Origin of the sequence: Micromonospora sp. NPDC051925, from assembly GCF_044548625.1 — a bacterium.
Classification (GTDB): domain Bacteria; phylum Actinomycetota; class Actinomycetes; order Mycobacteriales; family Micromonosporaceae; genus Micromonospora.
Window position 1 is genome coordinate 1 of record NZ_JBIUCH010000009.1, and the last position, 18985, is coordinate 18985.

Annotated in this window: 18 protein-coding genes and 2 pseudogenes; 9 read left to right on the forward strand and 11 right to left on the reverse strand. The window is 67.3% G+C overall.

Annotated elements, in window-relative coordinates; all coding sequences use genetic code 11:
- Nucleotides 1–123: 123 nt before the first annotated feature.
- The 3 genes and pseudogenes from ACIG87_RS13720 to ACIG87_RS13730 all read right to left on the reverse strand — a co-directional run.
- Nucleotides 124–393, reverse strand: a pseudogene (locus ACIG87_RS13720) (transposase); the annotation flags it as partial.
- 84 nt (nt 394–477) lie between these two features.
- Complete coding sequence (locus ACIG87_RS13725; protein ID WP_396850843.1) at nt 478–1803, reverse strand: PP2C family protein-serine/threonine phosphatase; 1326 nt, start codon at nt 1801–1803, stop codon at nt 478–480.
- Between the two features lie 496 nt (nt 1804–2299).
- Nucleotides 2300–2644: a lipopolysaccharide assembly LapA domain-containing protein gene (locus ACIG87_RS13730; protein ID WP_396850844.1), complete on the reverse strand. Its 345-nt coding sequence runs from the start codon at nt 2642–2644 to the stop codon at nt 2300–2302.
- A 484-nt stretch (nt 2645–3128) separates the two neighbouring features.
- On the opposite strand from ACIG87_RS13730, the gene ACIG87_RS13735 reads away from it, so the two are divergent.
- The 3 genes from ACIG87_RS13735 to ACIG87_RS13745 all read left to right on the forward strand — a co-directional run bounded on the left by ACIG87_RS13735 (nt 3129) and on the right by ACIG87_RS13745 (nt 5061).
- Nucleotides 3129–3848 carry an IS6 family transposase gene (locus ACIG87_RS13735; RefSeq protein ID WP_396850845.1) on the forward strand — a complete coding sequence of 240 codons (720 nt, stop codon included), beginning with the start codon at nt 3129–3131 and terminating at the stop codon, nt 3846–3848.
- 169 nt (nt 3849–4017) lie between these two features.
- Nucleotides 4018–4335: a transposase gene (locus ACIG87_RS13740; RefSeq protein ID WP_396850846.1), complete on the forward strand. Its 318-nt coding sequence runs from the start codon at nt 4018–4020 to the stop codon at nt 4333–4335.
- Between the two features lie 36 nt (nt 4336–4371).
- Nucleotides 4372–5061 carry an IS3 family transposase gene (locus ACIG87_RS13745; RefSeq protein WP_396850847.1) on the forward strand — a complete coding sequence of 230 codons (690 nt, stop codon included), beginning with the start codon at nt 4372–4374 and terminating at the stop codon, nt 5059–5061.
- Here ACIG87_RS13745 and ACIG87_RS13750 read toward each other — a convergent pair.
- The 4 genes and pseudogenes from ACIG87_RS13750 to ACIG87_RS13765 all read right to left on the reverse strand — a co-directional run.
- Nucleotides 4958–5274: pseudogene (locus ACIG87_RS13750) on the reverse strand (IS30 family transposase); the annotation flags it as partial. The gene ACIG87_RS13745 and the pseudogene ACIG87_RS13750 overlap by 104 nt on opposite strands.
- Nucleotides 5275–5624: 350 nt before the next feature.
- Nucleotides 5625–8645 (reverse strand): M14 family zinc carboxypeptidase, encoded by a 3021-nt coding sequence (locus ACIG87_RS13755; protein WP_396851093.1) that lies wholly within the window; start codon nt 8643–8645, stop codon nt 5625–5627.
- A 343-nt stretch (nt 8646–8988) separates the two neighbouring features.
- A complete protein-coding gene (locus tag ACIG87_RS13760; RefSeq protein WP_396850848.1) occupies nt 8989–10731 on the reverse strand; it encodes a sensor histidine kinase in 1743 nt (580 codons plus the stop codon).
- 19 nt (nt 10732–10750) lie between these two features.
- Nucleotides 10751–11599, reverse strand: a complete 849-nt coding sequence (locus ACIG87_RS13765) for a response regulator transcription factor (RefSeq protein ID WP_396850849.1) — start codon at nt 11597–11599, stop codon at nt 10751–10753.
- 67 nt (nt 11600–11666) lie between these two features.
- On the opposite strand from ACIG87_RS13765, the gene ACIG87_RS13770 reads away from it, so the two are divergent.
- The 3 genes from ACIG87_RS13770 to ACIG87_RS13780 are packed head-to-tail and all read left to right on the forward strand — an operon-like array spanning nt 11667 to nt 14745.
- Complete coding sequence (locus ACIG87_RS13770; protein WP_396850850.1) at nt 11667–12878, forward strand: efflux RND transporter periplasmic adaptor subunit; 1212 nt, start codon at nt 11667–11669, stop codon at nt 12876–12878.
- Nucleotides 12875–13564 (forward strand): ABC transporter ATP-binding protein, encoded by a 690-nt coding sequence (locus ACIG87_RS13775; protein WP_396850851.1) that lies wholly within the window; start codon nt 12875–12877, stop codon nt 13562–13564. The genes ACIG87_RS13770 and ACIG87_RS13775 overlap by 4 nt, the downstream gene beginning before the upstream one ends.
- Nucleotides 13561–14745, forward strand: a complete 1185-nt coding sequence (locus ACIG87_RS13780; RefSeq protein ID WP_396850852.1) for an ABC transporter permease — start codon at nt 13561–13563, stop codon at nt 14743–14745. Before ACIG87_RS13775 ends, ACIG87_RS13780 begins: the two co-directional genes overlap by 4 nt.
- A 65-nt stretch (nt 14746–14810) precedes the next feature.
- On the opposite strand, the gene ACIG87_RS13785 is transcribed toward ACIG87_RS13780, so the two are convergent.
- Complete coding sequence (locus ACIG87_RS13785; RefSeq protein ID WP_396850853.1) at nt 14811–15413, reverse strand: hypothetical protein; 603 nt, start codon at nt 15411–15413, stop codon at nt 14811–14813.
- Nucleotides 15414–15436: 23 nt separating this feature from the next.
- Entirely contained in the window at nt 15437–15628 is a 192-nt protein-coding gene (locus tag ACIG87_RS13790) for a hypothetical protein (protein ID WP_396850854.1), read from the reverse strand.
- A gap of 354 nt (nt 15629–15982) precedes the next feature.
- On the opposite strand from ACIG87_RS13790, the gene ACIG87_RS13795 reads away from it, so the two are divergent.
- The 3 genes from ACIG87_RS13795 (at nt 15983) to ACIG87_RS13805 (ending at nt 17506) form a co-directional block, all read left to right on the forward strand.
- Nucleotides 15983–16294: a transposase gene (locus ACIG87_RS13795; RefSeq protein ID WP_396850855.1), complete on the forward strand. Its 312-nt coding sequence runs from the start codon at nt 15983–15985 to the stop codon at nt 16292–16294.
- Entirely contained in the window at nt 16291–17217 is a 927-nt protein-coding gene (locus ACIG87_RS13800) for an IS3 family transposase (RefSeq protein WP_396850856.1), read from the forward strand. Before ACIG87_RS13795 ends, ACIG87_RS13800 begins: the two co-directional genes overlap by 4 nt.
- A gap of 106 nt (nt 17218–17323) precedes the next feature.
- The gene (locus ACIG87_RS13805; protein ID WP_396850857.1) at nt 17324–17506 is read left to right on the forward strand and encodes a hypothetical protein; all 183 of its coding nucleotides are present in this window, start codon (nt 17324–17326) and stop codon (nt 17504–17506) included.
- Between the two features lie 232 nt (nt 17507–17738).
- Here the strand turns inward: ACIG87_RS13805 and ACIG87_RS13810 are convergent, their stop codons facing one another.
- Complete coding sequence (locus ACIG87_RS13810) at nt 17739–18446, reverse strand: creatininase family protein (RefSeq protein WP_396851094.1); 708 nt, start codon at nt 18444–18446, stop codon at nt 17739–17741.
- Between the two features lie 54 nt (nt 18447–18500).
- Nucleotides 18501–18983, reverse strand: a complete 483-nt coding sequence (locus ACIG87_RS13815) for a GNAT family N-acetyltransferase (RefSeq protein WP_396850858.1) — start codon at nt 18981–18983, stop codon at nt 18501–18503.
- Nucleotides 18984–18985 lie beyond the last annotated feature (2 nt).

Sequence of the window (18985 nt, forward strand, 5' to 3'; positions counted from 1 at the left end):
CCTTTTACGCCATTCACCGACGACCCGCTGGCGAGGGCCCGGCCCTCAGACCGTCTACAAACCCACACTGGACGAACGCTCTCGAATCACCCACTTGCATTCGGTGGTGACGGAGGGTGGTGGTTAGCCGAGCAGGATGCGGTGGCGTAGGAGGGTGAAGCCGGCGCGTCCGTGCATTTGGCGGGCGATCCGTTTGGTCTTGGTGTTGACGCCTTCGATGGGGCCGTTGCTGTATGGAAGCGTGAGTGCCGCGTTCACGGCATCGCGGTCCCGTTCCATGCCCCGGGCGAAGGCGTGCAGATGGGGCAGATCGACCGAGCGAACCTCGTTGATCCAGTGCGAGAGCTTGTCGGCGCTTCCCGGCTGGGGCATGAGGAACTGGGCGAAGCCTCGACTGCGGCGGCTAGGTGGAGTTCTTTCGTCTGGATGGCTTGTCTGCGGCGTGGTGGTGTGGCGATGGGTGCTTCCGCCTCGGTGCTATCGGCGGCGGGGTTTGCTGGCCCGGTGGGGGTCGGCGCCGGCCGCGGTGCGGCGGGTGTCGCCGTGCCCGCCGTGCCAGTCGAGGATAAGCAGGCAGGCGTCGTCGGGCAGGACGGGGCCGGCGGCTTCGAGGACGAGGTTGCCGAGGACGCGGACGACCTCCCTGGGGTGCAAGGCGCTCAGGTGCTGTAGTCGTGCGGACAGGTCAATGGCGGCGGCGCCGCGTTCGAGCATGCCGTCGGTGAGCAGCACCAGGCGGTCGCGGGGTTGCAACTCGATCTCGGCAGCCCGGTAGGGCTTGTGGCGCAGAACCCCGAACGGCCGATTGGCGGGCAGTGCCACAGTCTGCGTGGTCCCGTCGCGCAGTAGCAGCGGTGTCGGGTGCCCGGCGTTGACGACGGCGAGGGTTCCGGTGGACAGGTCAAGCCGGCCGAGAAGTCCGGTGGCGAACGGCGACACTGCCGGGGCGTTGTCGATGAGTGCCTCGTCTGCGGCTTGTGCCTGTTCGTGCAGGGTGCCGCCGCGGCGGCGGGCGTTGCGTAGTCCGCTGACGCACAGGGTCGCGGTGAGCGCGCTGTGCACGCCGTGGCCAACCGCGTCGGTGATGCTCAGATGCAGCAGGTCCCGGGCTAGGCTGTAGTCGAAGGTGTCGCCGCCGATGCTGGCTGCAGGTTCCAGCCATGCTGCCAAGGTGAACGAGTCGGCTTCACAGGTGAACGACGGGGGAAGTAGCCGCCGTTGAATTTCCGCGGCGAGGCTGAACGGACTGGTCCGCTGCCCCCATTCGAACAGGTCGGTGTGTCGACGGTTGGCGATCACTACGAACGCCAACGTGTGCGCGGCCCGCGATATCCGCTGCACGACCGCGTCGGTCGGTGCGGCGGGCAGGGCGATCTCCAGCAGCCCGATGACCTCGCCGCGCTGGGTGACCGGCGCCCGCACCACGTGCCGGTCACCGAGGTACTCGACCAGCACGTGCTGCGCGCGGAGCGCCTGCTCCTGCGGGCCGCCGTCGAACGGCAGCACCATCGCAACGTCCTCGTCCTGCCGGCGGCCGCCGGGCACATCACCGATCGGGACGTGCACCAGGCGTACGAGGGCATGGCCGCTCATGTCCGCTACGAGGAACGACACCCACAACGCGTCGAGGTTCAACCCAATGCTGCGGGTCACTGCCTCTACGGCGTCGACCGGGGCGGCCTTCTCCACCGCGCGCAGCACGTCGTTGAGATCCACGCCGCTCATCTCGTTCTCAGTCACGGGGCGGAGCATAGATGGGAGGTTCTTTTGCCCTGCGTTACCAGGCGCCCAGTGGCTGATCATGTTTGGGGAGGTCAACCCGTGGACTTATCTGTTGGGTGTCCGTCAAGGATCGTCCCCCGGGCACCCGCCAGGGCAGCCGGATCTCGTCCGCGACCGCCCCGCCCGGGGCGTGACGCGCCCGCACTCGTCGCACGCCGTCTCCGGCGGCGGGGCGCTGATCTCCCGCTCCGCTGGAGAGATCGTGTAGAGCCACTGATCGGTGCTGTGCGTGGTGACCTGGCCGCACCGTCGCACCGCATCGGTGCGCGGTGTGTGATGCACGTCGTGGACGAACTCCCGCACCAGCAATGCGGAACGCCCAACCGGGGTCGGCCCCGGGCTCAACGATGCCGGACGGCTCCCGCTACGGCCATCATCAGCCGGCAACCCGCGCAAACCCCCGATCCGGGGTGCGGAACGGCCCGGCCATTCCGCGCGACGGCCTCCGGAACGGCCGCGGCGGGGCTGCACCGTTGAGAGCCACTGTGAAGACGTCGATGGCGGCGGGCGGGGCGGTTCAGTGGTGCTGGCGGCGCGATACCCGCCGTAGTTGAGTGATCCGTGCGACGCCGACAACCATCGTCAGGATTGCCGAGCCGACGCCAGCGATCAGCAACGCCAGGGCCAGCGGCAGGGTGCCTTGCATCCAGAAGAATGTAACCTGCACGCTGCGGGTGTTTTGCAGCATGAACACGATGAGCACAACGAACAGCAGCGCGCCAGCACAGATGCCGAACCAGGCGGCGCCGGTACGTGTAAAGGGGACCCGCTGGGTCGACGGGAAGACGGCGGGCTCCTGCGGCGGCACGGCCGGGGCCGGGTCCGCCGGTGCGTTTCGGGTACGGTTCACGTCGTCGGACATGAGATCCCCCTACGGGTGGTCCGGGTACCGCTGGGTACCTGAGGAACTGGGATGTCAGGGTTTTCGGGCTGACCAAACTCTACGCGTGGCTGGCTTGGCTCGCGGTTGATCTTGCGGGTCTCGGGGTCTACGTTGCGAGGTCGCTGGTTGGCGGTGGTATCGACCCAACAACTCGCTGCTCCTACCAGCTGCAGCCGAAGGGCGCGTACGCAGATGGGTCTGCTGCACCGATCTGGTAACCGGTACGAGAACTTGCTCGCGGGGCTACGGATCACACGTCCGTCGGCTGGGTTGTGGCCGCTGTCGCTGGGGTTGCGCTGGAAGGAGACGGCCGGCGCGACCGGTCAGGTGGGCAGGTGTCTTCGCCTGGTCAGTTCCTCGGCTGGTGGGTCGGGCGGTGTTCGTGATGGTGGCCGGTGGGGGTCTGTTGCGTTGGGTGAAAGCATGATCGACTTTGGCTTGTCCGGTGTGGTCTCCTTGCCCGGTGAGGTCGTCGTCCCGCGTCCGGTCTTGGTCCCCACCGCCTTCGGCGTTCGTCGGGTTTCGGTTCCCGCCCGAGGTGATTGTCCTGGCGATTGGCTGGTACCTACGTTTCAACCTCTCGTACCGGGATGTGGAGGAGTTGCTGGTCGAGCGCGGTGTCGAGGCCGATGACGTGACGGTCTACCGGTGGGTGCAGCGGTTCACCCCGCTGCTGGCCGACGCCGCCCGGTTCACCCGCCACTCACCCGGTGACCGCTGGTTCGTGGACGAAACCTACGTCAAGATCAACGGCATCTGGAGGTACGTCTACCGGGCCGTCGACCAGCACGGGCAGGTCATCGACGTACTCGTCTCACCGCGTCGGGACGCCGCCGCGGCCCGGCAGTTCTTCCACCGAGTCCTGACCACGCTGAAGATCACGCCCAGCGAAGTCGTGACCGACGCCGCTCCCGCCTATGTCAGGGTGTTGGAGGACTTGGTCCCGTCGGCGTGGCATCACGTCGAACGACACGCCAACAACCCGATTGAGGCCGACCACAGCCAGCTCAAACACCGGCTCAAACCGATGCGCGGGCTACGCACCGACCGCACAACCCAGACGATCATCACCGGCCACGCCTTCGTGCAGAACCTCCGACGGGGACACTACGAACTCGCCACCGACGCCCCACCCACGACCCGGGTGGCCACCGCGTTCACCGAACTCGCACGAGCGATCTGACTGGCGCCCACTGACGCAGCTCAGCGCGCCCACCGATCCGCCAACGCAACAGCGCCCCCGGGTGCAGCCTGCACCCTCGGTCCAGTCCGTCCAACCGGTCGCCGTCTTGAACCGCACTGTCCCGCACCGGGTTTGATGGAGACATCGAAACCTGGGAGGAACGTCAGCGATGCCCGCACCGAAGAAGTACCCCGATGAGCTGCGTGAGCGTGCGACCCGGTTGGTGATCGAGGCCCGCCGGGATCCGGCTGGCGCGGTCGGCGCGATCCGACGGATCGCCGAGCAACTCGGAGTCCACCCGGAGGCGTTGCGGACCTGGGTGAAGCAGGCCGAGACCGACGCCGGCCAGCGTCCGGGTACCACCAGCAGCGACGCCGAACGCCTTGCCGCCCTGGAACGGGAGGCGCGTGAGCTGCGCCGGGCGAACCAGATCCTGCGCTCCGCGGCGTCCTTCTTCGCGGCGGAGTTGGACCGTCCGTCGCGGTGAGGGTCGACTTCGTCGACTCCCAGAAGGCCGAACACGGTGTCCAGCCGGTCCTGCAGGCGCTGCAAGGCACGCCGGCACAGATCGCACCGTCCGACCTACTACGCCGCCAAGACCCGCCCCGCCAGCGCACGGTCGAGGCGCGACGAGGAGCTGACCGCGATGATCGAGCAGATCCACGCGGCCAACTACGGCGTCTACGGAGCCCGCAAGGTCTGGCACGAGCTGCGCCGGCGTGGCATGTCGGTGGCCCGGTGCACCGTCGAGCGGCTGATGCGCCAGGCCGGGCTACGCGGGCTGCTGCGCGACAGATCACCGCGTACGACCCGACCGGCGGCGGAGACCGGCCGCCCGGGCGACCTGGTCAGACGGGACTTCACCGCAGTGCGTCCGAACCAGCTGTGGGTCGCCGACCTGACCTACGTGCGCACCGCCGTGGGCTGGGTGTACGCCGCGTTCGTCCTCGACGTGCACTCCCGCGTGATCGTCGGCTGGCAGGTGTCCACGTCGCTCTACACGGATCTGGCTCTCGACGCGCTGAAGATGGCGATCTGGCGCCGCGAGAATCAGGGCGCTGACCTGCGCAAACTAGTCCATCACTCGGACCGAGGAGTCCAAGGCGGATTCAACCGGTGGTTGCAACACCAGCTTGTTGGAGCGATTGTAGGTGTTGGTCGAGGGCTTCGGCTGGTGTCTTCCAGTCGAGGGTTTTCCGGGGTCGGTTGTTGAGGGCGTGGGCGACGGCGTTGATCTCGTCGGCGCTCCATCGGGATAGGTCGGTGCCTTTCGGGAAGTACTGCCGCTGCAGGCCGTTGGTGTTTTCGTTGGTGCCGCGTTGCCAGGGGCTGTGGGGGCCGGCGAAGAACACCGGGCGCCGGTTTCGACCGTGAAGCGTGCGTGCGCGGACAGCTCTTTGCCGCGGTCCCAGGTCAGTGACCGGCGAGCCTAACGCTCCCGGAACAGCTGCCTCATCTCAGCCTGACAGACAGGGAAACCCGGGGCTTGACAGGGACTTCTTCCGCTCCGGCGTAACCGGCCGTGATGAGCCAGGCAGGCACAGCGGCGGCAGCGGCGGTACCCGCTAGTCCAAACAGCAGAGTTCTACGGGACGTCATTTCTCTCCCTTGTCCTGGCAGGCATGCACAACGCATCCTCCGACTAGTGACGCTGCGTGCCCTCGAAGCGTGGCTTCAACTCCGGGGGAAATCTCATCCGCTCTGTGAACATTCACGTGACCGGCAACTTCTCGGCCTGCTCCTGGCTCAGCATCACACCAGGATCAACGAAACTGACTAGTTTCGTTGCCTGCTCGGACCGTTTAGGTAGGTCATTACCCGGTTGACGAGGTCCTCTCGGGTGGTGGGTGGGAGGCCTTCGAGGCCGAAGCCGAGGTAGACCGAGTTTGCGGTGGTGACGGCCGCGCCGAAGGCCTGCTGGGTACGGTGGAAGGTGCCGCCGGGGGCCGGCGGTGAGCCGGCTGGCGGGGCTGCCGCGGTCCAGCCGCCGAGGTCGGTCTCGAAGGAGGTTCGCGCGCTGGTGACCCCGTCGACCTCGATTCGCGCGTCGTCGAGGAATACGCCGGGGCCCGGGACGACCGAGAAGTCCACGTACGAGATCGAAACCTCGACCTGCCGGCCGGCGTAGCGGGACAGGTCGATGTTCCACTCCTGCCGCCCGGCGCTCGACCCGGAGGCCGCGTTCCAGGAGCCGGTGCTGCCGGTGGGTTCGCAATCCGCGCCGATGTAGTGGCTCAGGAACGGGGTGGTGGTGACGCCGTCCGAGCACGCCTGGCCGATCGCCGTGGTGGTGCGCCCGTTGGCCTCGGGCAGCGTCGTCCAATCGTCGGAACCGGGCGTGTGCGCCTCGACGAACACGAAGTCCTGGTCGTTCGGGAGATCGAACGATGTGGTGAAACGCAACCGTCCGGTGGTGGCCTTGGACAGGTCAATCGTGCGAGTGAACCGTTTGTAACTGTCGTACGCTATTTCCCCGCTCCACACGTACCAGTCGCCGTCTTGCGCGGCGTACGGGGCCCCGCCCGGTGGCTGCCAGGTCATCGCGGCGGCACTCGCGAACTGCGGGAACGATGCCTGGGGCAGCGAACTCGTCGTGGTCTGAAAAGCGGTGGTGTGGTTCTGATTGCCGGCCGATCCGGCAGTGTTGAGCGCGCCGGCGAAACCGGCGAACGCGTTCGACGTGCCGGTCAATGCAGGCGCGGACTCGGCCTCGACGTAGCTGTAAGCCCCCAGCCAGTACTGCAGTAAGTCGTTGCTCAACGGCGCGCAGGTCACGGTGCAGTCCGCGGAGTCCGAGCCGTACTGCCAGTCGTTCTGCTGCGCGTATCCGGCGTACTTGCCGTCGAGCAGCACCTTGCCGCCCTCGTTCAGGTAGTCGCGGACGGCGAAGTCGGTTGCCAGCGCCGCCGCGTCGATGGTGCCCTCCTCTGCCTGGCCGGCGGCCTGGGGGAGGATGTCGTCGCCGGTCTCCCACACCACCGTGCGGTAGTGCGACAGGACGCCGAGCGGATGCGGTGCCCGGCGGCCGTGGGTGTCCAGGTCGTAGACGTCGGCGGTGTATCCGGCCTGGCGCAACGCCGAGACGTGCTCGTCGGCGTACCGGGCCGAGGTGGCGCCGTCGGTGCTCGTCGGCGAGTCGCCGGTGACGTCCTCAGCGGCGAGCACCAGGACGTCAGCCCCGATGTGGTCGGCCACCTGGTAGGTGAACGCCGGGCTGGTCACCGTCGCGCCGTTCTTGTCCGCGGTGAACCAGACCTTCACTCGATCTTTCGGTGAGGCGCCGGGCACGGTGCCACGCAGTTCGGCGAAGTACCGGTTGCTGGTGTCGCCGTATCGGTCGCCGCCTTTCCATTCGTTGGTGCCGGTGGTCCGCGGGGTGTTCTTGTTGATCTGGTAGTGCAGGGTCACGTCGCGCAGGCTGCGCCGTGCGGTGACCGCGACCCGCTGCCGTGATCCGTACGAGGTGTCGAAGGTGTCGACGGTGAAGTCGGGTGTGCGGCGACCGACCGTGGAGACCGGATTGGCGGGGTCCTTGGCGGAGGCTGCCGCCGACAGGGCGAAGGGCAGGTTCTTACGGAACTCGGTGTCGATCAGTTTCTCGTCGTCGGGAAAGGAGAACTCGTCCGCGCAACTGTCCGGGTCGTTCGCCACGGTGGAGCAGGCGGACATCTCCACGGCGAAGGCGATCGTGCCGTACCGGTTCTGTGAGTGCTGGTTGGTGTCGCCGTTGCTGGTGTAGAGGGCCGCGATGAGTCGCGGATCGGCGCCGGGCACGGCGGACCGGGTGTGGTCACCGGCCATGGCGGTTGCGATCTGGTCGTCCGGGGTGGACGTGGCGACCTGCCAGCCCGTGCCGTAGAGCAGCAGTTCCAAAGGCGCGTGATAGTTGATCAGGAAGCTGAACCCGATCCGCCTGAAAAGCTGGTCCAGCGCCCGGGTCTCAGGTTCGGAGTTCGGCGCCGAACCTCGGTACGTCTCGGCCGACGGGTCGTTCGACGAACCTTCGTTGTCGTAACCCCACTTGTCGGCGAAGTTGCGGTTGAGGTCGACACCGTCGACCTCGGTGATCTTGCCGTCGCCGTTGTTGTCCCGCAGGTTCTTGCGCCACAGGCGGTTTCCGGGAGTGAACGTGTAGTCGTAGCCGTCCGGGTTCGCGACCGGCAGGAACCACAGCTCGGTAGTGTTCAGCAAGGTGGTCAGGGCCGGGTCCCGGCCGTATCCGTCGATGACGTGGTGCATCAGCCGGCGGGTCATCTCCGGCGTGATCCACTCCCGTGCGTGCTGGCCACCCAGGTACAGCACGGCCGGCCGTTGCCCGTCCGGCACCTGCTGGGCGCCCCGGGTCACCTTGACCGCCTGGATCGGCACGCCGCGCAGGCTCGTGCCCACCGTGACGAGCTCGGCCAGCTCAGGATGGTCCGCTACCGTTGCGGCCATCTCGGCGCGCAACCCACCAGGTACGTTGTACTGCCGGAACACGTGCTGCGACGCCGCCGGTGCCGGGGCGGTCTTCTTCCGCCTGAGCGACAAGCCTTGAGAGACGAGCCGGGCAGCCTGACGCTCGCCGAGGACGGCCTCGACGGCGACTTTGTCACCGGGCCGGTCGGCCAGCCGGGTCTCGTCGCGTTCGATGCCGGCGGCGTGCAGCAGGCCAAGCTGCCGCGGGTTCAATTCCCCGACATAGACGCCGAGGCCGTGAGTGGACGCCGTCGCGGAGGCGGACGTCTCGGATACAGAAATCGTGCCGCCGGTGAGCGCTATCACCGCGCACGCGGCGATCCAGTGAGCCGATCTGATGGGAACCTCCGGAGGACTATGGGAATGTCGCCGCCACCCCGGGCGGGAGTCAAAGGCGTCGCCTCTTGCCCGACCTCATTGCGGTCGTGGGTCCCGGTCAACCGGTGACGTCGCGCCGGCAACTGACGGGCTGTCGGCCAGGATGAGCGACGATTGTCGGGAAACTGTCAGCAACTGTCGATGGAACCCGTCAGGCCCGACCGCCGGAGCGGCGGACACGATCGTCTGCCGGACGTGCAGCCCGGCGCCGTTCCCGTCATGCAGGCGCTCGTCGGTCCACTTCCAGGCCTACCGGCGGCGAACTGGATATTCTCCGGCGCGATCTCCTCATCCGGCGACAGGGTTACGTTGGTGCTTGGCGGGTCTGGGGCAGGGTGATGGTGAAGGTGCTGCCGACGCCGAGTCGGCTTGTCGCGGTTATCCGGCCGTCGTGGGCCTCGATGAGTTTGCGGGCGATGGCCAGGCCGAGGCCGCTGCCGCCGGTGGTTCGGCTGCGGGAGGAGTCGGCGCGCCAGAAGCGGTCGAAGATTCGGTGCAGGTCGTTGGGCGCGATGCCCGTTCCGGTGTCCGCGACTTCGATGATGAACTGGTCGTGGGTTGCCGCGGTTCGCAGGGTGACAACCCCGCCTTTGTCGGTGTGCCGGATGGCGTTGGTGACCAGATTGCCGGCAATCTGGCGCAGCCGGACCGGGTCCACCGACAGTTGCGGGTCGACTGTGAAATCGGTCGAGAGGCGTACGTGCTGAGACTCGGCGATCCCGCGGTGTGCGTCGGCGACCTGGGTCAGGACGTCGTTGACGTACACATATTCGGGGTAGAGCTGCAGGTTTCCGGTGTCCGCAGCGGCCAGGTCGCGCAGGTCGTCCACCACGCGTTGCAACAATGACGTCTCTTCGAGCAGCACATCCAGTAGTTGGGCGTCGGTCGGTGTCATACCGTCCTGGGCGGCCTCGATGGAGCCGCGGATGTTGGTCAGCGGCGTGCGAAGCTCGTGGGCCAGGTCACTCACCAGGGCTTTACGCTGCGCCTCCAGGGTTTCCCGCCGGTCGAACAGATCGTTGAGGGCCATCGCCAGGTAACCGATCTCGTCGCGAGCGCCGACCGGGACCCGGCTCTGCTGCTCGACCGGGCGGCGGACGGACGCGGTGAGCCGCCGCAGCGGCCGGACCAAGCGGGTGCCGACCAGGAAGGTGACCGCAACCGCGATCAACAGCACAAGTCCGGTGCTCCCGGCGATCCGGAGCACATTGGCACGGGTCAGGCTGATCGAGGTGGCCGGCGTGACGGCTTGGTCATCAGTGATGAACAGCAGTGCGGACGGTGCTACGTAGGGGGTGAGTTGCACTTGGCGAGCGGATTGCAGGCATCGCTGGATTTTGTCCAGGCTGACGCCGCGAGGCAACGACTCACCGCCGCCCAGCACGGTGAACAGCGGATCGATATAGACGGAGTCCGGCACCTCCTGGCCCAGACAACTGCCCATCAGGCCCAGGAGGGACCGCAGCGCCTTCAGCTCGGTCGGTGTCGGTGCTCGCAACTCCTTGGAGTCGCAACTGGTCCCCACCGGGTCAGGGATCACGGTGGCACGACCGCTGGGTGTGTGAGTCAACCGCGCATTGAGGTTGCCATTCATGCATTTGACGGTTTGGCTTGCGTACTGGTCCAGTTTTTGGCGCTCGCGGGTGGGGAGCCGGTACGGCCCGACCGCGCGGGCATCGATGGTTGCCTTGCCCGCATCGGTGCTGTCGGGGTTGACACGAAGCGGGTCGACGACGGCTGACGGCCGGGTCGTTTGCAGGCTCGGCCCGGTGGCCGAGTCGGCGATCGGCTGGCGGTCGCGGGTCAGCAGGGTGACTCGATGACCGGTACGCCGGCTCAGGTCCGCGACGGTGGGCGAGACACCGTCCCAGCTCGAGTGGGTGGCGGCGAAGCCGATCAGCGTGTCGTAGACCAGCGTGTCGTCGGCGAGCGAGCGGCCTTGTTGCTGCTCGATGGCCCGGGTCGTCGTCTTGGCCGTGAACCACGCGGTCGCCGCGATCGCAGCGATGGCGATCAGGATCGACGTCGCCAGCAGCCGGATGATCAAACTACGGTGCCACGGCAGGTCAGGGGAGCGCATCGGCGTCTTTCGGCGTGACGGACGGATCGGTAAGCTTGTATCCGAGGCCGTACACCGACAGTAGCCGGACCGGGTGCCGCGGGTTGTCCTCGATTTTGCGCCGCAGGTTCAGCACGTGGGTGTCGACCGCCCGGTTGGTGGAGTCACGGTCTAGTCCCTGGGCGTGTTCGAGGAGTTGGCCGCGGCTGAAGATCCGATCGGGCTGCCCGGCCAGCATCGCCAGGATCGCGAACTCGGCCGGCGTACACGAAATTTCTCGCTCACCGATCGTGACGGTCCGCCGGGTCAGGTCCATCGTCAGGTCACCGACGTGCAAGAGGTCGTCGTCGACCCGGACCCGATCCACTCGCCGCAGCAGCGCACGCACCCGAGCCACCAACTCCCTCGGGCTGTACGGCTTTGTCACGTAGTCGTCGGCGCCCAGGTCCAGCCCGAGCAGCAGGTCGTCCTCGCCGGCACGGGCGGTGAGCATCAGGACCAGCACCGACGACTCCTGTCGCAGGATCCGGCACACGTTCAGACCGTCGAGGCCCGGCATCATCACGTCAAGGATGATCAGATCCGGTCGCGTCCGGCGTGCCTCGGCGAGCGCTTCGCGCCCGTCGTGTACGACGAGGAGCCGATGGCCGGCCGCCCGCAAGTAGGAGCCCACCAGGTCGGCCTGACGCCGGTTGTCCTCGGCGACGAGAATGTCAGCGCACACCCGGCGGACTATAAGCCGCCACCGGCAGCCGTCGCCAACCTGCGGTTTTTTCCTTGACAGTTTCCCGACAATCGCCCGGCAGCCTGCCGGTATGCCAATGATCCCACGATCCGTGCCCGCCGGATCGGCCATCCCGGCGGCACCCCCACCGGGTCGATCCCGCAGCCGACGCCGTCTTGTCGTCATCGTCTGTGTCATCGTGGCCCCGTCCATCCTGGGCTTCGCTCTCGGCTTCGCCCGGTGGGCCGGTCGAGCCGCCGCTGCCGACCAGAAAGCGGAAACGGTGACCCCGACGGCGACCACGACGGTCACCAAAGGCGACATCTCCACCTCGCGCACCATTTCCGGAACTCTCGGTTACGGTGCGACCCGCACTATCAGCGGCAGCGGGAACGGAGTGATCACCTGGCTGCCGACCGCCGGGACGACGATCACACGCGGACAGCGGGTGTACGCGGTAAACGACCAATCCGTCCCGCTGTTCTACGGCACGATCCCCCTCTTCCGGGATCTGGACACCAAGGGCACCGTGGGACGCGACGTGCGGATGGTGTTCAACAACCTGCGCGCCCTGGGCTACGAGGTAGGTAGACAACCGTCACCGGGCACGGCCGTTACCCAGTCCGTCCCGGCTAGTGCCGACTCGACGGGGGCGTCGTCTTCGTCGGCTGCCGTGACGGATATGCCTGCGCCCGCGGGCGCTCCTTCGCCGGCGGCCACGACAAATAGGGGGCCGACCCCTACCCAGACGCATCCCCCGACCAGGGTCGTCACCAGGACGGTCCACGACGGTGAGGCAGTCCTGACCGCGGCCCTGATTGAGGCGATCAAAGCCTGGCAGCGACACCTCGAGCTCCCAGCGAGCGGCGAGCTCACGATCGGTTCCGTCCTGGTGCTCCCGGCCGCGGTCCGCGTCAGTGCGCTGTCTGCGCAGGTCGGCGCCCCCGCCACGGGAGAGCTGCTGGCGACCACGTCGACCAGCAAGGTGATCACCGTGCTGGCCGACCAGAGTGAAGCCGCCACCGTCGACAACGGCGATCACGCCACGGTGGTCCTCTCCGACGGCACCACCACGCCGGCCAGAGTGACCTCGGTAGGCACAGCGTTACAAACCCAGGACGGCGGTGACCCGTCGAGCCCGAAACTCACCCTCACCCTCGTCCTGGACCAGCCGTCGAAGCTCAAGCAGGTCGACTCGGCCGATCTGCAGATTTCCTTCGCGGCGCAGACCCACAAACAAGTCCTGACCGTCCCGATCAGCGCGCTGCTCGCGCTGCAAGAGGGCGGGTACGCGCTGCAGACCCCCGCCGGTGCCCTAATCGCCGTCAAAACCGGCATCTTCGCCGACGGCCAGGTCGAGGTCAGCGGCACCGACGTCACCGAGGGCCTGATCGTGGTGACGACCTCATGAGTGCGGTGCTGTCGGTGCGCGGGGCAAGCATGCGGTACGCCGACAACGTCACCGCCCTCGACGACGTGTCCCTAGAAATCGAACAGGGCGAAATGCTGGCCATCGTCGGCCCGTCCGGCTCCGGCAAGTCGACTCTGCTGAACATCATGGGCACGCTCGACCGGCCCACCTCCGGAACGATCGAGATCCTCGGCCAGGACGTCACCCGGCTCGCCGACCGCAAACTGTCCGATCTCCGCGGACGGCTACTCGGCTTCGTCTTCCAGCAGTTCCACCTCACCGCCGGGCAGAGCGCCGCCGAGAACGTCGCCACCGGCCTGCTCTACGCCGGGGTACCGCGCCGCAACCGGCGCGGCATGGCCGAGGAAGCCCTCGACCGGGTCGGACTCGGCCATCGCATCACCCACCGGCCGCACGAGCTGTCCGGCGGGGAACGGCAGCGGGTGGCCATCGCCCGAGCCCTGGTGAACAGTCCGGCCCTGGTGCTGGCGGACGAACCGACCGGTGCCCTCGACACGGCCAACGGCCACGCCGTACTGAAGCTGCTGGCCGAACTGAATGCGGAAGGCACGACCATCGCGCTCATCACCCACGACCGGGACATCGCCGCCCAAGCACCACGACAGGTACACATGCGCGATGGACGCCTCATCGCGGACGTACTCTCGCCGGACAGTGCCGCATGAGCCGGCTCGGCCCTCGTGACCTGCTCGGTGTCGGCCTGATCGGCATCCGCACCCGCAAGATGCGAGCACTGCTGTCGGCGTTGGGAATCTCCATCGGCATCGCGACGATGGTCGTGGTGACCGGCATACCGGCATCCAGCCAGGCGGACCTGCTGCGGACCCTGTCGGCGCTGGGCACCAACACCTTGCAGGCGGCACCCATCGATCGCGACCCGCCAGTGACCCTGCCGGAGGAAGCACCCGCCATGGTGGCGCGGATCGGACCGGTCCTTACCGCCAGCGCCGTGGCCAACACACACACCGTGATCCGCCGCAACGACCGCACCGATGCCCAGGACGGGCTCGGCCTGACCGTCCTGGCCAGCAAGAGCAACCTGCTGACCACCCTCAACGGCACAGTCCGTTCCGGTCGCTTCCTCGACACCACCAGCGAAAGACTGCCGATGGTGGTGCTCGGCTCGGTGGCCGCGACCCGGCTCGGCTTCAGCGACCTGCCCGCCGGTACGACCAAGCCGCAGGTGATGATCGGCGACCAGTGGTTCACCGTCATCGGCATCCTGCACAGCGTCGCGCTGAACCCCGACATCGACCGGGCGGCGCTGATCGGCTGGAATACCGCCCGTACCCTGCTGCATTTCGACGGCCATCCCACGGTGATCTACCTGCAAGCTCAGGAGGACTACATCGAGGCCGTCCGGACCGTGCTACCCGCCACCATCGACCCGCAGCACCCGTCCGACGTCCAGGTCACCGCCCCGTCCGACGCACTGGCCGCCAAACGGGCCACCCAGACCAGCTTCTCGGCGCTGTTCCTCGGCCTGGCCGCGGTGGCCCTGCTGGTCGGCGGCATCGGTGTCGCCAACACCATGGTGATCTCGGTACTGGAAAGGCGCGCCGAGATCGGGCTGCGCCGCGCGCTGGGCGCCCACCGCGGCCAGATCCGAGCCCAATTCCTCACCGAGGCAATCGTGTTGTCCGCGCTGGGCGGCATCGGCGGAACCCTGCTCGGCATCACCGCGACCACCGGATACGCGTGGTCACAGAACTGGCCGGTAGTCATCCCCGCCGCAGCAACGCTGGCCGGCCTCGGCGGGGCAGCGCTGATCGGGGCGGTCGCCGGCGCCTACCCCGCGATGCGAGCCGCCGGGCTCATGCCCACCGAGGCGCTCAGCGGCACCTGACCGGCGATCGCCGGACCGGACAACAGGTCCGGCCCGGCGATCATGTCAGCGCCGAGTACCGGCAGTCATTTCAACGTCGAGTAATAGCTGCCGAACGCCTCTTTTTCACAGTCATCCAGCCAATGAGCCTCGCTCTCGCTGGGCAGACCGTCGACCAGAGCCGGACTGCCGTCCTGGACGACAGCCTTGACACCGTGGTCATTGAGGCACTTGATGTTCGCGTCCAGGTGATCGGCGTACGCCGGGTCAAGCCGCTGGGCCCGTGCCATCGTGCTCTCTGGTTCCTTCGACGCGCAGTTCTTCTTGATGTCACCCAGCACCTTGGTGGACAGACCAAGGTCCTCAAGGTCGGTGGGATACCCGGTCCGACCCTTGACAAACTGCCTGGGGAAGCCATTCGCCAACATGCAGTCAATATAGACACCTCGCAGGCGGGCAATTTCCTCGTCGGAGGAGTCAAGCCGGATGAGGGGACGCTCCGCTGCGACTGCCTTGGCCGAGGCAGCGGTGGACGGCTTCTGGATGCTGGCGACACCCGGGGTGCCCTGGGCACCGGACGGGGAGTCGGTCTTGGCGGCGCCATTACAGCCGGCGACGAGAGTCAAGCTGACAGCGGCGGTGACAACCGCCGCCGCGCCGCGGGAACGGGAAACTCCGATGATGGACATGGCGGGATTCTCACCGTGCAATGTCAGCGAACTGTCGGGATCCCGAGGCTGCGACCCCGCCGTTCGATATAGCAGTTCGCCAGCGGTGTCTGTGCCGGGATCTTGACCACGGTGATGCCCTCGGCGACGAGAACCCCGTCGAACGCTGCGCTGTACTTGCCGTCCCAGTCGAGGACCAGAAAACGGAAGCGACTGGTTCGTTCGTCGAGGTCCATGACGGGGTCGCGGGCTGGTGGACAACCCAGGCATGGTCCGGATGCGCGATGATCCCGAGCAGGTGGACGCGTCGGTGGTCACCTCCATCAAGACCAGCACGTAGAGCCGTCCGAGCAGCGCTTCGGTGTAGCCGCGGTCAGCAGCCTGCAACGCCAAGGCCCCAGCACCAACCAGATCCCCATTCCGCGCCCGCAGCTCGACCAGATGCCGCAGCGGATAGGGATTGCCGCAATCAACAGCCCGCAACGCTGGGGCCTCAGCACCGGCCAGATCCCCGGCGCGCCCCTGAGCCACCCCCGCTTTCATGGAGCTTCTTGACCATGGTCTGATGGCCGTGGGGGAGGAAGTAGTCCGTGGCTGCACCGAAGAAGTACCCCGACGAGCTACGTCAGCGCGCTGTGCGCCTGTACCGCGAGTCGGATCCGAAGTCGGTGATCCGGCGTCTGGCCGAGCAGTTGGGCGTTCATCACGAGGCGCTCAGGAACTGGATCCGCCAGGCCGAGGCTGACGCCGACGAGCGTCATGACCGGCCGACCAGTGAGATGGCCGAGGAGAACCGGCGGCTGCGCCGCGAGGTCACCGAGTTGCGGCGGGCGAACGAGATCCTGAAGGCCGCGAGCGCGTATTTCGCGGCGGAGCTCGACCCGACCCGGCGACGGTCATGAGGTTCATTGATGAACACCGTGACCAGTTCGCGGTCGCGCTCCTGCTACGGGTCCTCAACATCGGCGCGTCGACCTACTACGCGTGGGTCAAGCAGGCCGAGCAGTCCTGCGACCGGAACGTGGTCGACCTGGGCCTGATCTCCAACATTCACGAGATCTGGGAGACGTCCGGGCGCACCTACGGCGCGGACCGGGTGCACCGGCAGCTGCGCCGCGACGGCATCCGGGTGGGCCGTAAACGGGTCGCGCGGTTGATGACGCAGCAGGGTTGGCAGGGTGCGTTCCTGCGTCGAGGCTGGCGCGGCGGCTCCACGAAGCAGGACCCGCGGCACACGCCGGCGCCGGATCTGGTCAACCGGCAGTTCACCGCCGACGGACCGAACCGGCTCTGGGTCGCCGACGCCACCCGCATCCCCTGCGGCGAGGGCGTGTTCTGGCTCGCCGCGGTCCGGGATGTGTTCTCCCGCCGGATTGTCGGCTGGAAGACGTCTGACCGCTGCGACACCGATCTGATCCTCGCCGCCCTCGAATACGGCATCTGGTCCCGGGATGTCCGCGACGGCCAACTGATACACCACTCAGACCGCGGGTCGAACTACACGTCGTTCCGCTTCTCCGAACGCTTGCAGGACAACGGGATCCTGCCCTCGATGGGCTCCGTCGGCGACAGCTACGACAACGCCCTGATGGAGAACTTCTGGTCAACGTTGAAGATCGAGCTCGTCTACCGCACGAGCTGGCGGACCCGCGACGAGGCCGAGAACGCGATCTTCGCCTACATTGACGGCTGGTACAACACCCGCCGCATCCAACGCGAGCTGGGCTACCTCAGCCCGAACGAGTACGAGACCGCCTGGCACACCCGCCAGACGCAACCAGCCGAACCACCTATCGCCGCCCCTGCACCAGCCGGGAGCAGGTAACCACCGCTCCATCAAAGCGGGGGGAACTCAAGTGGAAGCCCTTGGTGGACGAGTGGTTGGCCGGCAGGTCCAGAGGCGGGGTATCTCTCGCGGCGGCGCGAGCAGGATGGCGTTGCCGTTCTCTCGGCGAACCCTGCTCAGCTCGGGCAAGGCCCACGAGGTCGCCGACGCCTGCCGGTTAGCCGCGGCCGCCATGGCCGTCTTTGTCAACCCGTTGACCGAGCATCAGCGGACAGTTCTCAGCGATCTCTTCGGTTGCCCGGTGGTCAGCGGCGACGACCTGACCTGAACATCCGCTCATGCCGTTCTCGCGCTGCTGAAGGTCTTCGGCCGCTGGCGTCAGCGGCCCGGACCGCCCGTCGCGGTAGGTTCCGCAGTGCCTGCCAGCTCGAGATCGCGCGGGCACTGACTGGCAGCGAACTCGACGATTACTACTCGCGGTTCCGCGCGTTGCTCGGGAGCCTTCTCGACCTCGGCGGCGACGATGCAGTTCGCCAACTCCGCAGGTCTCGCCCGCAGTCTCAGTTAACGGTGCCGCCGCGAAGCACTGCCAGGGTCTCTGCGAAGGAGGCGGTGAAGCTGGCGAGGACCGCTTTCCCTTTGGTTGCTGTGGCGAGGGACGGTTCGCCGATGACTCCGGTGTCGGTGTAGGCGCGCATGCCCAGAACGAGTAGGTCCGGACGCTCCGCCCGGTGATCGGCGGTCTGATAGCTGTCGCGTACGAGGTCGGGGCACAGGTGTAGCAGGAGGGAGGTTTCGATCTCCCCGGCGTGCATGTCGTCGTGACCGCTACTGGCCAGTCCGGCATCCCGGCGAGCGGCCTCCCAGTCCTGCCGTCTCGGGAACAACGCCATGCGGCGCCCCTCGACGTTGGCTTCCTGTACGATGTTGGCCAGGATGTAGTTCCCACCATGGCCGTTGACCACGACCAACCGATCGACCCCCGAACTACGCAGTGATTCGGCGATGTCGGTAACGATGCGGGCCAGGGTGGACGAGCGGATGCTCACCGAGCCGGGCCAGCCGGCGTGTTCCTGCGAGCAGCTGATGGTCACGGGCGGTAGGAGCATCAGGTCGTAGGCGGTTGCTGCGGCCTTCGCGATGGCGCAGGCGACGATCGTGTCCGTCAGCAGGGGCAGGTGATTGCCGTGCTGCTCGAAACTGCCCACCGGCAGCACCGCGACATCCGCGTGGCGGTTGGCTTCATCCGTGGTCGTCGCCGTGGACATAAGATCCGCGATCACTCCGCGTCTCCCGCAGTCATCACGGTCACCAACGCACCCCTACCTGGCATCTGTCACCGGGAGAAGTTTGCCCTCAAGCCGGTAGAAGATCTTGTTGGCGTTCCGCGCGACACCGAGCTTCTCGTAGAAGCGCTGCGCCTGCGCGTTGTCGCGATCAGTGGTCCACTCGATCCGGCTACAGGAATTCGTGGCCGCTACCTCGACGAGGCGGTCCATGAGGAGCTTCCCGACGCCGCGCCCCCTGGCCGTCTCCGCCACGTACAGCTCCTTCAGGTAGAGCGAGCGGGTGAGGCCGGCGGCGGGCCACAGGAAGGAGTACGTCGCGAGCCCGACCAGCGCTTCGGCGTCCCAGGCCAGCACGGCATACGCCAGGGGCGGGTCACCGAACAGCGCCTCGTTGATCTGGCGCACCCGCACATCGAGCGGCTCCACGTCGGTGTCGCCGTAGAACTTGTCCAGCTCTTCGAGCAGTGCGGCGACCGCATCGACGTGGGCGGCCTCGGCGGCTGCTACCAGGGTCAAGG